This is a genomic window from Mycobacterium sp. NGS11 (genome assembly GCF_059813315.1).
Genome location: NZ_JCALEJ010000018.1, coordinates 13226 through 25002, shown reverse-complemented (window position 1 = coordinate 25002; position 11777 = coordinate 13226). Strand labels below are relative to the sequence as shown.

Annotated in this window: 12 protein-coding genes and 1 pseudogene; 2 read left to right on the top strand and 11 right to left on the bottom strand. The window is 66.3% G+C overall.

What is annotated here, in order from left to right:
- Positions 1 to 9 precede the first annotated feature (9 nt).
- From AC5Y4T_RS18730 to AC5Y4T_RS18705, 6 genes and pseudogenes are all read right to left on the bottom strand, one after another.
- Positions 10 to 357, bottom strand: a complete 348-nt coding sequence (locus AC5Y4T_RS18730) for a DUF732 domain-containing protein (protein ID WP_499920983.1) — start codon at positions 355 to 357, stop codon at positions 10 to 12.
- Positions 354 to 923, bottom strand: a complete 570-nt coding sequence (locus AC5Y4T_RS18725; protein WP_499954787.1) for a PaaI family thioesterase — start codon at positions 921 to 923, stop codon at positions 354 to 356. The genes AC5Y4T_RS18730 and AC5Y4T_RS18725 overlap by 4 nt, the downstream gene beginning before the upstream one ends.
- Positions 920 to 1996 (bottom strand): hypothetical protein, encoded by a 1077-nt coding sequence (locus tag AC5Y4T_RS18720; RefSeq protein WP_499954785.1) that lies wholly within the window; start codon positions 1994 to 1996, stop codon positions 920 to 922. The genes AC5Y4T_RS18725 and AC5Y4T_RS18720 overlap by 4 nt, the downstream gene beginning before the upstream one ends.
- Positions 1997 to 2107: 111 nt before the next feature.
- Positions 2108 to 3049, bottom strand: a complete 942-nt coding sequence (locus AC5Y4T_RS18715; protein WP_499954828.1) for an alpha/beta hydrolase — start codon at positions 3047 to 3049, stop codon at positions 2108 to 2110.
- 24 nt (positions 3050 to 3073) lie between these two features.
- Positions 3074 to 3922 (bottom strand): annotated as a pseudogene (locus AC5Y4T_RS18710) (SDR family NAD(P)-dependent oxidoreductase); the annotation flags it as partial.
- An 18-nt stretch (positions 3923 to 3940) separates the two neighbouring features.
- On the bottom strand, positions 3941 to 4420 hold the full coding sequence (locus AC5Y4T_RS18705; RefSeq protein ID WP_499949340.1) for a nuclear transport factor 2 family protein: 480 nt from the start codon (positions 4418 to 4420) through the stop codon (positions 3941 to 3943).
- Between the two features lie 100 nt (positions 4421 to 4520).
- Here AC5Y4T_RS18705 and AC5Y4T_RS18700 point away from each other — a divergent pair, with 100 nt between their 5' ends.
- Both AC5Y4T_RS18700 and AC5Y4T_RS18695 read left to right on the top strand, forming a co-directional pair.
- Positions 4521 to 6449, top strand: a complete 1929-nt coding sequence (locus AC5Y4T_RS18700) for a flavin-containing monooxygenase (protein ID WP_499954783.1) — start codon at positions 4521 to 4523, stop codon at positions 6447 to 6449.
- Complete coding sequence (locus AC5Y4T_RS18695; RefSeq protein WP_499954781.1) at positions 6446 to 7333, top strand: SDR family NAD(P)-dependent oxidoreductase; 888 nt, start codon at positions 6446 to 6448, stop codon at positions 7331 to 7333. Before AC5Y4T_RS18700 ends, AC5Y4T_RS18695 begins: the two co-directional genes overlap by 4 nt.
- Positions 7334 to 7339: 6 nt before the next feature.
- Here AC5Y4T_RS18695 and AC5Y4T_RS18690 read toward each other — a convergent pair whose 3' ends face one another.
- From AC5Y4T_RS18690 to bphC, 5 genes are all read right to left on the bottom strand, one after another.
- The gene (locus tag AC5Y4T_RS18690) at positions 7340 to 7963 is read right to left on the bottom strand and encodes a Dabb family protein (RefSeq protein ID WP_499954779.1); all 624 of its coding nucleotides are present in this window, start codon (positions 7961 to 7963) and stop codon (positions 7340 to 7342) included.
- A complete protein-coding gene (locus tag AC5Y4T_RS18685; RefSeq protein ID WP_499949346.1) occupies positions 7956 to 8303 on the bottom strand; it encodes a hypothetical protein in 348 nt (115 codons plus the stop codon). Before AC5Y4T_RS18685 ends, AC5Y4T_RS18690 begins: the two co-directional genes overlap by 8 nt.
- 92 nt (positions 8304 to 8395) lie before the next feature.
- Entirely contained in the window at positions 8396 to 9214 is an 819-nt protein-coding gene (locus AC5Y4T_RS18680) for an IclR family transcriptional regulator (RefSeq protein WP_499921126.1), read from the bottom strand.
- Positions 9215 to 9390: 176 nt separating this feature from the next.
- Positions 9391 to 10857: an FAD-dependent oxidoreductase gene (locus AC5Y4T_RS18675; RefSeq protein WP_499954776.1), complete on the bottom strand. Its 1467-nt coding sequence runs from the start codon at positions 10855 to 10857 to the stop codon at positions 9391 to 9393.
- Positions 10854 to 11762 carry a biphenyl-2,3-diol 1,2-dioxygenase gene (bphC, locus tag AC5Y4T_RS18670; protein WP_499954774.1) on the bottom strand — a complete coding sequence of 303 codons (909 nt, stop codon included), beginning with the start codon at positions 11760 to 11762 and terminating at the stop codon, positions 10854 to 10856. Before bphC ends, AC5Y4T_RS18675 begins: the two co-directional genes overlap by 4 nt.
- Positions 11763 to 11777 lie beyond the last annotated feature (15 nt).

Sequence of the window (11777 nt, the reverse complement as noted above, 5' to 3'; positions counted from 1 at the left end):
TAGGATCGCCTATCCCCGCGGGATCTCATCCGTGTGACGGGGGCAGTACGAGTAGATGCTCTGGGCGACGAAGAAACCGGTGTGAAACTCGGGCAAACCGCTGCTGGCCAGCACTTCGTGCATCACCTGCAGGGGCGTATCGCCGGCGTCGAGCCGAGCGCAGACGTATTGAGCGGCTTCGATCGCGTGTCCGGCCGAAGATTGGTCGATGATGCCCTGTTCCTCCAGGGCCGCCAGAAATCTCTGGTCGGTGGTGTCGGCATGGGCGACCGGCGCCGCCGCCAACAGGGCGACGGATGTGGCCCCCGCGGTGAGAAGCAGGCGGGCACAACGCCTATCGCAGTGACGAAAGGTCATCGGTACCGCGGTGTGATGAATACGCCCTCGGCTTCAACCGTGACGCCGTCGGCGTTTCTGAGGTGGCCGGTCGCATACGTCTTGCTACCGTCGATCCGCTCCACCCGGGCCTCGGCTCGCAGCGCGCCCAATCGGGTGGGACGCAGGTAGCGCACGGTGATGGTGCCGGTGTAGGCCGGTTTACCCGGCCGATGAGCCGTCGCACCTAACACATGATCCAGGATCAGTGCGCACATTCCACCGTGCACATGTCCGGGCGGTCCCTCGTAGCCGGCGCCGAGGTGAACGTCGGCACGCACGCCGCCCGCCTCGTCGTGCTCGATGATTAGGGGCGGGGCGATTGCGTTACGCAGCCCCACGGCCACATTTCCCCAAACGATATTTGCACCTTCGGAATTCGTGCGCACACCAAACGACCCAGGCAGGAGTCGCGTGCTCAACAACTCGACGGTTTGGTCGACCAGAGCCAGAGCACGCGCCACGGTGGCGTCGTCGGCCTCGCTGCGAATCGTGACATCGATCAGTCGTCGCACCGACTGCGTGAGCTGTTCGCGGATATCGATCATGCGAGCGCGAAGGCGCTGATCGGCGCCTCCTCGGGGTAAACGGCGGGTCCGCCCAGGTCGTAAGCGGCGTTGAGCGCGCCGATGAAGGCCGCGTCGTGCAGCGGTTCACCGGGGATGTCGAGCCTGATGCCTCTGGTTTTGAGGTCGTCGACCATCATGTCGATGGCCCGCTCGACGGTCAGGTCGTCGGAACCCTCCATGTTCTTCTTCAGCTCGTCGAAGTCGGCGAACACCTCGGCCGACCAGTGCACCAGGAAGCGCAGCTCGTCGGTGTGGTGGCGCGCGATGACGTGCTCACCGTTCTTCAGCAGCCAGTGGTTGCGGTCGTCAGGGTCGCCGGTGAACACGGTGTCGAACGCCAATCCGGGCGGAATCTGTTGCTGTAGCGGGCCGTTCGCTTCGCCGCGGTGCACCATCATCTCGTTCTGCACGACGACGCCGCGGTTGTAGATCGGCGGCAGGACTCGCTTGGGAGCCCTGAGCGGCCCTTCGGGCCAGTACGTGAAGCCACTACTGCCATCCAGCGAAAACCAGGTGATGACCTGAGCCATCTTGATCAGGTAATCCGTGAAGAGGCCGGATTTGCCCATGACGCTGGTGAGCCAGGTCGGCGCGTTCTCGTGCCGCACGCCGCGGAAGCTCGGCGAATCCAGGTGTCCCGGATCGCGATTGGCGCACGGTCCGTTGATGTTGAACAGCATCAGCTGTGGTTTGGCGTACTCGGCGTTCCAATAGTCTTTGGCCAGCTCCAGGAATCGCGCGTTGTAGAAGCAGTCGTGCAGCTGAGGGTAGAGCACCGCGCCGTGATTGGCCAGGTAGCCGCGGAACGTCGGGGTCAGGAAGAGGTCCAGCGACGGCGTGAACCCCTCGGGGAAGGCGCCGCTCATGGTGGCGATCAGTTCGTCGGCGGACGCGAAGTGTTGCGCGATGATCAGCTTCCATGGCCCCTCGGTGCGCACGACGTCAAGGAGTCGTTCCCGCTGATCGTCGGTGTAGACGTCCGCGATTTCTCGGGGCGGTGCGGCGGGGCGCAGGATGTCGGACAACTCTGTCCGCCGCTCGTCGGTCAGCATCGAGGTCTCCTTCGGCGTGGCGCTCGATCGGGTTGCTGTCGATCTTGGTCGGATTGGCACGGCGACGGGTCACCCATGTCCGGTGATCGGGAGGAAGTTGCAAACCAAACGTCAAAAGGGGAGCGGATGCGCGAATTTCGCCCTGAGTAGCGCGCCGATCTCGGCCAGCGCGAGGCCGGCCCGCGCCACAGTTTCCGAACGCATCAGAAAGCCGTGATACACACCGGGATAACGAGTGACGGTGGTCTGCACGCCGGCATCCCGCAACCGCTCCGCGTACCGTTCTCCCCAGTCGCGGATCGGATCGACGGAAGCGGTCGCCACGATCGCCGGTGGGAGGTGGGACAGGTCGGTGGCATACGCCGGCACGAGATAGGGATGATCGGGCGGACCGGTTCCCGCATCCGCGAGTTCGTGCATGTAATGGATGTCGTCGAGGCTCAGCATGGGCGCCGAGTCCAGCGTCGCGAGCGACGGCACCGTCATGTCTCGATCCAGGCCCGGGTACAACAACACCTGGCAGAACAATGGCGGACCGCCTCGATCACGGGCAGCCAGGGCGACGGCCGCGGCCAGCGCGCCACCCGCGCTGTCGCCGATCACCCCGATTCGGGTTGGGTCCAGCCGCAATTCGGTGGCGTTCGCTGCGACCCAGGCGGTCGCGTGGAACGCGTCGTCGAATTGTGCTGGCGGTGGGGCTTCGGGGGCGAGGCGGTATTCGACGGCGACGATGGTTGCACCGGACGCCTGGGCGAGATTGCGGGCCAGCGGCTCGAAGGAATGGTTGGACCCCAGCACCATGCCACCGCCATGGAAATAGACCAATGCCGGCGCATCGAGGTCTCGGGTCGGCCGGTAGACGCGCAGTGCGAGCTCGCCATCAGGGGCGGTGATCGCGTGGTCGGTCACCTCGGCCATGTCGGGCATCGGTGGCAGTGGCATTGATTCGAGGGAATCGCGCACCATCGCAAGGCCTCGCTGCCGCATCGGCGCGACGGGGCCTAGGGACGCCACCCTGGCAGCGGCGTCGGGGTCAAGGGGCGGCACGCTCATTCTTGTGCGGGATGGAAGTTCTTGGGTGGGATGAAAGCGGCGTTCGGTGCTCAGCGTCGGTGGCCGCTGTGCCGCAAGCACATTGGCTCGTTCGAGCATCGCATTGCCCACGAATTCGGGTTGAGTGAGTAGATAGAACCGCCCTTCGGCGGCCTGCCCGAACACCACTTCGGCGGCCGCGAGTGGATCCATGGCATCGGCCTTGATGTCGAGCATCGCCGAGCGCTGAGATTCTGCCGCGGCGCGGCCGCTCGCGTCGTCGCCGTCGACCCCGCCCGCCGACTCGAAGATGTTGGACACCACCGCGCCCGGCAGCACGGCCTGGACGTGGATGTGACGGTCGTGCCCGGCGGATTGAACCTCAAGATGCAGGCATTCGGTCAACGCCAGCACCGCGTGCTTACTCATGATGTACGGCGCCTGCAACGGAATCGACACCACCGCGCCCACCGACGACAGGTTCCACACCCACGCCTGCTCGGCGGTGGCCATCATTCTGGGCAGGAAGGCCCGCACACCGTGGAAGACGCCGCTGATGTTGATGTCGATCACGCGCTGCCAGTTGGCGAGGGGCGTGTCCCAGAGATAGCCGAATTGTTCGACGCCAGCGTTGTTCACCAGTAGCCGCACCGCACCGACGTCACGGTAGGTCATTTCTGCCAGCGCCTGCATCGCGTCGTGATCGCGAACGTCGCACACCACGTCGAGCGCCGAGCCCCCCGCGGCGCACAGCTCGTCGCGCAGCGCGGCAATGGCATCGGCGTCGACGTCGGCCAGCACCACCGTCATCCCCAACCGGCTGGCGTGTCGCGCCAGGCCGGCACCGATGCCCGCGCCGGCGCCGGTGATGACCGCGACGCCGCCGGAGAACATTTCGTGGGCGTTCACCGGTTACGACACGGCGGCACTGCGGGCGGAGTGCTCAGACAACGGGACCGAATCGGTGGTGTCGAGAACAATATCCATCTCGGTGAACTCCAGCCCGTCGGCGCCGCGGCGCACGCCGACCTTCGCCACGCCGCTGGACACGGCAAACGGTACGAAGTTCGCGGTCTGATTGACGAAGATATAGAACCGCGCGTGGGTGATGTCACCCTCGGTACCCGTGCGGTGCACGTTGGTGGCGTGGTGGCGCAGCGGGTACGGACTTTGGTTGCGATGCTCCGACAGCCATTCCATGACGGCGCCGCGGCCGTGCAACTCGGGCGACATCAGTTCCTCGAATGGGCTTGTGCCCGAATCGCTTCGGGTCACGTAGCGCACGTTCTCGGCGTAGCGTGCTGCCAGTTCGTCGTAGTGTGCCTCGTCGTAGTGGTACCAAAAACCGGCGATGAACTCCTGCAGGTCCGACAGCGTGATGTCGTTGCTCATGGCATCAGTCAACTCCGGGTGAGGCCATGCAGACACCGGACTGCCCGGTCAGTGGAACACGGCCCGCCCAACCGGCTTAGATCCTCCGATACTCACTGCCATGACCTCCGCCACTGAATCGACGGCGCCGCCCGGTTCGGCCACGCTCGATCTCGAGGAGCTGCGGGCGAACCTTGGCCAGGCCGACCCCGGCGTGCTGGTCGCAGTCCTGACTCAGCTGACCGGCGACTCCTCGGTGATCGAGAAGTTCGGGCCTAAGATTTCCCACGTCCCGGATCCCCCGGAGCGGGCCGGCGTCACCGACGACGCCACGACGGAGGAATTGGTGAGCGCGCTGGTTGCCGCCCTGGCCGAAAGTCGGCGAGCGAGTGCACCGCCCGTGGATGATCCCGAACTGTTCAGGCGCTTGCTTCCGCTGGCGTTGGGCTCGGAGGTGGACGACGAGTTCGTTCCACTGCTGTTCGAGCAGGGCGGCTTTCGACTCGCGCGGCCGACGCTGCCGCAACGAGTGCCGATCCCCGAATCGACGAACATGGTCATCATCGGTGCGGGGATCGCCGGCATCATCGCTGCGCTGGCGGCCGCCGAAGCCGGGGTCGACTACGAGATCATCGATCGCAACGACGAAGTCGGGGGAACATGGTTGACCACGACCTACCCCGGCATCGGGGTCGACACCCCCTCGGCGTACTACTCGTTGACGCGCGAGGTGAATCCCGAATGGACGAGCTACTATCCGCAGGGAGCCGAGTACCAGGCCTATCTCGTTGCACTGGCCGACAAGCACGGACTGCGTGAGCACATACGGTTCGGCACCGAGGTGACGGCCCTGTGGTGGGATGAGGACCGCGCCCGTTGGCAGGTCCACTCGGTCGACGGCGACGGTAACTATGACGTCACTCACTCGCGGGTGGTCATCACCGCCGCTGGCTACCTCAACAGGCCGCGGTGGCCGGACCTACCGGGCCGGGAGGCGTTCGCGGGCACCAGCGTTCACTCCGCGCGGTGGGACACATCGCTAGACCTCACGGGCAAGCGGGTGGCGATCATCGGTGCCGGCTGCACGGCGGTGCAGATCGTTGACGCCTGCGTGGACCAAGTCGAGCACCTCACCGTGTTTCAGCGCCAGCCGCACTGGGTGGCGCCGCGCAGGCGACTGACCGACGACGTACCCGAGTACCGCCGCTATCTCGGCCGTCACCTTCCGCATTACGCCAAGTGGCACAGGCTGAAGTCCTATTGGGGCACGGCGGACAACAATTATCCGGTGATCCTACGTGACCCGGAGTGGGCGGAAACGCATCTATCCATCTCGCCCGCGAACGACGTGCTTTTGCGTATGTGTCTGGACTACATCCACGCAACCTTTGGTTCGGGAACTGAGCTGGCGAAGAAGGTGACGCCGGATTTTGCCCCCTACGGCAAGCGAATCATCCGTGACCCAGGTGGTTACTACCAGGCTCTGACCCGTGAGCATGTCGATGTGGAAGCCAGCGAGCCGGCCGCGGTCAACGCCAAAGGCATTGTCACGCAAGACGGTAGGCAGATCGATCTCGACGTGATCATCTATGCCACCGGTTATCACCTTGATTTCTTGTCCACTATCGATATTCGCGGCCGCGGCGGGCGCAAGCTCACCGACGAGTGGGGTGACAGCCCCCGTGCCTACCGGGGCGGCACCGTGCCTGGTTTTCCCAACCTGTTCATCAACTCGGCCCCGAACTACAGTCCCGGTCACGGAGCCGGCGCCAATTTCTCGATGGAAGTGCTGTCGCACTACATCATCGAATGCCTGCAACTGATGGCGCTGCGCGGCGCGACGACGATGGAGGTCACACAACAGGCCTACGACGACTATGTGGCCGCGATCGACGAGGCCATGGCCGGCACGGTGTGGTGCCACACCCCGAATGCGCACACCTATTACCGGTCCGGCTCGGGGCGGGTCGTGGTGGCGACTCCGTACCGGCTGGTCGACCTCTGGCATGAACACCGAGCGCCGATCGAAGAGCATTTCGAGTTTCGATGACCGAATTACTCTCCGGTAGAACGGCTTTGGTGACCGGCAGTAGTCGCGGGATCGGCCGGGCGATCGCGCAGCGACTGGCCGCCGAGGGCGCCACGGTCGCGGTGACGGCGCGCAACCACACACCCTCGCAATCCACCCGGGCCGGGCTCGCTACGGTGCTGCCCGGAACGATCGATGAGACGATCGCCCTGATCGAGAACGCCGGCGGCTCGGCGTTCGGGCTGGACGTCGACCTCGAAGACGACGGCGCCCGTGCCGGTCTGATCGACCGGGTGCTCGACCGCACCGGCCGTATCGACATCCTGGTCAACAATGCGGGCTTCGCCGACTACTCGATGATCGAAAAGATGAGTCTGGAGACATTCGACCGTACCGTGGAGCACTACCTGCGCACGCCTTTCGTCCTGACGAAAGCCGCAGTGCCCCATATGCGCAAGCAAGGCGCGGGCTGGATCGTCAACATCGGGTCGGTGACCGGAGTGGCGCCGGTGAGGCCGTACCGCGACTACAACAAGACGTCGGGCGACGTGGTCTACGGGTCCGTGAAGGCCGCGTTGCACCGCTTTACGCAAGGTGTCGCGGCGGAACTGCTCGACGCCAACATCGCGGTCAATTGTGTGGGCCCATCGACGGCGGTGCGGACACCTGGTGCGGCTCAGTTGATTCCCGACTCGTTTCCTACCGAACCCGTGGAATACCTGGCCGAGACCGTGCTGGCGATGTGTCATCTTCCTGCGGCTGAGCGCACCGGATTGGTCGCCTTCAGCCTGCACTATCCGTGGTCGCAGCGGTTGCGAGTTCGCACTCTGGACGGCAAAAGTGAGCTACCTGCGCTGCGGCCACCGACGACGGCCAATCCGAACATCCTGCCTGCGGGGGTTTAGCCGGATTCAGCTCAGCACCGGGTCGGTGATCGCGCAGAAGCTGTGGCACACCGGATTCCGGACGATGACCTCGGGGCACTCGGGATCGAACCAGCGGTCCACGACGGCCCAGTGGATCGGATGCATCAGGTACGGGCCCAGCAACCCGTCGACGTCGGTGAATTCCTGCTCGAACACGTGGGTCCACTCCCGGATCCCGATCGCTTGCTCGACACGGCTCAGCTGCCAGGCGGTGATCGTCTTGACATACCGCGGCATCAAGCGCAGCTCGTCTTCGAAGCGCGCAATGGTGTCGGCGGCGGTGCCGGGACGCACACACAGCAACAGTGCGCGATAGACGGTGCCGGTTGCGCCGGTGCACGAAGCTTCACCCGAGTAACAGGCGCCATTGATGGCGGTGATCGCGGGATCCTCGAACAGTGCTGCGAAATCGGACTCGGCGGAATGCCATTGGCCTTCCGCGCCGAAGCGCAAATGCACCAGGACGTCGCCGCCGTTGCGTGTACCCGGAAGCGTCGGCTCGACGAGCTGGCATTGTGCCCCGGTGTGTGCGGCACCAGCGCGCACGGCGCTCAGGACCCGGTCGCGATCGTGCTCGACGACGTCGAGCAGCCGGGTCACGCTATACATCGCAAAGTCGATCGACGTCTGTGGCCGCCGCGGCCACACTGCGCCCCCGCGTCTCGACGAGATCGCCGATGCCTTCCCACCATGGCCCCAGAGTCGGGTCCGGCCGGCCCTGCCACGTCATCTCCCACCACGCCTGCAGGCTGGGCAGTGACCAGGTGACCGTCACGGTGTTGGCTTGATCGTCGAACCAGATCGGCGGGCTGACCAAGATGTTGCGCAGCGTCATGCCGCGGTCGCGTGCGGCCGGCGCGTACTCGTTGAGGTAGGTGTCGACGAACTCCCTGGCACAACCGGGCCGCGTTACGACACGGTCGATGACGAAAATCTCACCGTTGGCCATATGCAAAGGGTATGGCGCTGTCTTGCGTTGGACACCGGTAAGTCCCGTCCATTGGGAGGCGCCGTGTACGAACGATGTTCATGCGTACTGCTTCATGCGTACTGCAAGGCGCGCGGCGGCACGGGACGCAGAGGACGCAATGGTTGCAGGGTTGGCGCAACCCGCCGCGGGCCGTCTTCGACATTGCGCCAGATGCCCATCGCCGTCATCCGGACGGGGGCGGCCAACCGCTGATCGAACATCATGCGCTTCATCGGGCCGCACACCGAGACCGCGGCGACTGCCTCGCCCGGACTGCCGATCGGCGCTGCGATGCAACCGAATCCGGGCAGCGATTCCTCGCGTTCGAAGGCGACGCCGTGCGCGCGCACCCGGGACAACTCGACGGCCAGCTGCGAGCCGGTGGCGATCGAATACTTCGTTCTGCGCACCCGCAGATCCACCGGGGCATCCTCGTCACGGTAAGCCAGGATCGCCTTGCCGACGGCGGTGCAGTGCGCGGGCTGACGGCTGCCCACCCGCGTGGGTATCGGCGCCAGCGGCGAGTCGCCGACCTTGTCGAGGTAGACCACGTCGGGCCCGTCCAGAACCGCGAGGTGCACGACGAGCCCTGTGGCGCGGTGCAATTCGCCCAGCAGGGGACCGGCGGCGCGCACCAGGCGGTCCTGATGCACCGCCAGCGAGCCCAGCTCGACCAGTCGCATGCCCAACTCGTAGTCGCGGCCGCTGCGGCGCAGCCAGCGCAGCTGCACCAGGCGCTCGAGCATCCGGTGCGCCGACGAGCGCGGCAACCCGGTGCGCCGGACGATCTGGGCCAGGGTCAGCCGGCCGGGGCCCTCGAAGGCATCCAGGACGAGCGAGATGCGGTCGATGACCGCCGTGGGTGTGGCTGATTCCGCGGTCACTGGCATCCGGCCCTCCTGGCTAGAGCTATCTGGCTGGCATATTCCTATTAGGAATATCTGTTGTACCACACCGCTGTGTCCGCTGTCACATGGCGCGCAGACCGATATTGCCCAGCAGACACAAAAGCACCCGACACGCCGGGCGCACGGGTGCTTTTGTGTCTGCTGGCGGGGTCGGCGAGTCAGCCCTTGGCCGCGGAGCGGCCGGCGCGGCGGCCGTAGAAGCTGCCGTCACCCAGCGAGACGCCGCTGGCGTACCCCCACGCGGCCAGGCCGGCGGTGCAGCGTCCGGCGGCGAAGAGCCCCGGGATGGGCGCGCCGCTGACGTGCAGCACCTCGGCGTCCAGCGTGGTGGCCAGCCCGCCCAGGGTGAAGCCGCCGGTGTTCTCCCGCAGGTCGACGGCGCCGACGGGGGAGCCGATCGGCTTGATCCACTCCGGCTTCTTGTGCAGCAGCGGATCCTCGCCGCGCGCGGCGCCCTCGTTGTATGCGGCCACCGTCGCCTGCAGCGAGCCGGGCGCCAGTCCCATGTCGCGTTCCAGGTCGGCGACGGTGTCGGCCACCCAGGTCGCCGGGCGCAGCATGAACTTCGGTGACCAGGAGGCCATCGCCTCCTCCTGGGCATCGCCGTCGATGATCAGGTAGGCGACGTTGTCCTGCTGGTAGAGGGTGAGCTGTCCGATCCGGCCCGGGTAGGTGTCCTCGGCGACGTAGCGCTGGCCGCGGCCGTTGACCAGGATGCCGCGCACCAGCTGCTGCGGGTCGATGAAGATCGCCACCTCGGTGGCGTCCATGTGTGCCAGGTCGGCGCCCAGCGCCTGCGCCATCCGGATCGCCTGCCCGTCGTGTTGCTCGATGGAGGCGGCGGGCCGGCCGGCGATCCGCGGCGCATAACGCTGGACCATCGCGTCGTTGTAGGCGAAGCTGCCCGTCGCCAACACCACCCCGGAACGCGCCCGGATGCTCATCTCGGTGCCGTACTTTCGGGCGCGGATGCCGACCACCCGGCCGTCGGATTCGGTGATCAGCCGTGACACCCGCACGTCGTAGAGCGCCCGGGCGCCGGCCGCGGTCGCGGTTTCCACCAGCGGCTTCATCAGCATGTAGCCGGCGCTGGCCTCGCCCTGCTTCTTGTTCTGCATCTGCGGGACGTGCCCGCGCGGCGCGGGGGAGGCGATGGTGTTGAACGGGAACGAGTTTTCGCCGCCGCTGTACATCAGCCCCTGGTCGCCCATCGGCTCCCAGCCGGGCTCGGAGAAGAACTCGGCCTTGAAGGGGACGCCGCACCCGACCAGCCAGTCGAAGTGCGCGACGCTGCCGGCGCAGTAGTCGGCGATCCGGTTCTCGTCGGCACCAGGTCCCATCGCGACGTTGAGGAATGCCGCCATGTTCTCGACGGAATCTCCGAAACCGCAAGCCTTTTGGATGGGGGTGCCGCCGCCGAGGTAGATGAAGCCGCCGGCCATCGACGCCGCGCCGCCCCAGGAGCCGGTGCGCTCCAGCACCAGGACCTCGGCGCCGGACCGGGCCGCCTCGACCGCCGCGGCCGCACCGGCGACGCCGTAGCCGGCGATGACGACGTCGGCCTCGTCGTCCCATGAGGTGATCGACGAGGCGGGGATCGGAGTGACGTCCGATTCGGGTGTCACAGCCGCATCGCCGCGGGCATTTCGCCGACCCACTGGTGGCCCCAGTAGCTGTCGGCGGTGATCTCCTCTGCGGTGTAATAGGTTTCGTTGACCCGCATCCCGTCCGTGCCGAATTCGATGTCCCAGTCGCCGGGTGCGCGGACGTAGAACGAGACCATCTTGTCGTTGGTGTGCCGCCCCAGGGTGGACGACAGCTGGAACCCCTCGGCGTTGACCCGGTCCAGCGCCTGCCCGACGGCGTCCAGGGTGTCGACCTCCACCATGATGTGGACCAGGCGCGGGTCGCGCTGGTGTGCGGCCGGGACGATCGCCAGGCTGTGGTGTCGCTCGTTGATGCCCAGGAACCGAACCCGCACCGGGCCAAACTCTTTGGGCAGCGGCACCCGGAACGCGCCGCGGGCGCGGAAGCCCAGGACCTCGGTGTAGAAGTCGAAGAGCCCATTTGGATCGGTGGCCGGAACCACCACGTGGCCCATGCCCTGATCCCCGGTGACGAACTTCGCGCCGTACGGGGTGACCACCGGGCTGTGGTCGAGCACCGCGCCGTGGAACACCTCCAGCGTGGTGCCGGCGGGATCCTCGAACGTGATCACCTCTTCGACGCGGCGGGCCTCGGCCTCGTCGGGCGACAGCTGTTTGTAGGCCACGCCGGCGCCGTCGAGGGCGGCCTGCACCCGTTGCAGCGCGGGGTGATCGCGCACCTCCCAGCCGACGGTCAGCACCCGGTCGGTCTCCCCGGGCACCACGATCAACCGGGCCGCCCGCTCGTCCATCCGCAGGTACAGCGCCGACGGGTCGGGTCCCTTGCCCTCGGCGAAACCCAGCACCCCGAACGCGAACTGCCGCCAGCGGTCGATGTCGTTGGTCGAAATGGTGATGTAGCCCAGGCTTTTCAGGTCACTCACGAATGGGTCTCCTGC

Bases quoted from the DNA above. Each gene is read 5' to 3' on its own strand.
- AC5Y4T_RS18700 (WP_499954783.1), top strand. From the start codon at position 4,521: ATGACCTCCGCCACTGAATCGACGGCGCCGCCCGGTTCGGCCACGCTC.
- AC5Y4T_RS18705 (WP_499949340.1), bottom strand. From the start codon at position 4,420: ATGAGCAACGACATCACGCTGTCGGACCTGCAGGAGTTCATCGCCGGT.
- AC5Y4T_RS18695 (WP_499954781.1), top strand. From the start codon at position 6,446: ATGACCGAATTACTCTCCGGTAGAACGGCTTTGGTGACCGGCAGTAGT.
- AC5Y4T_RS18680 (WP_499921126.1), bottom strand. From the start codon at position 9,214: ATGCCAGTGACCGCGGAATCAGCCACACCCACGGCGGTCATCGACCGC.
- AC5Y4T_RS18720 (WP_499954785.1), bottom strand. From the start codon at position 1,996: ATGCTGACCGACGAGCGGCGGACAGAGTTGTCCGACATCCTGCGCCCC.
- AC5Y4T_RS18730 (WP_499920983.1), bottom strand. From the start codon at position 357: ATGACCTTTCGTCACTGCGATAGGCGTTGTGCCCGCCTGCTTCTCACC.
- AC5Y4T_RS18690 (WP_499954779.1), bottom strand. From the start codon at position 7,963: ATGTATAGCGTGACCCGGCTGCTCGACGTCGTCGAGCACGATCGCGAC.
- AC5Y4T_RS18725 (WP_499954787.1), bottom strand. From the start codon at position 923: ATGATCGATATCCGCGAACAGCTCACGCAGTCGGTGCGACGACTGATC.
- AC5Y4T_RS18715 (WP_499954828.1), bottom strand. From the start codon at position 3,049: ATGAGCGTGCCGCCCCTTGACCCCGACGCCGCTGCCAGGGTGGCGTCC.
- AC5Y4T_RS18685 (WP_499949346.1), bottom strand. From the start codon at position 8,303: ATGGCCAACGGTGAGATTTTCGTCATCGACCGTGTCGTAACGCGGCCC.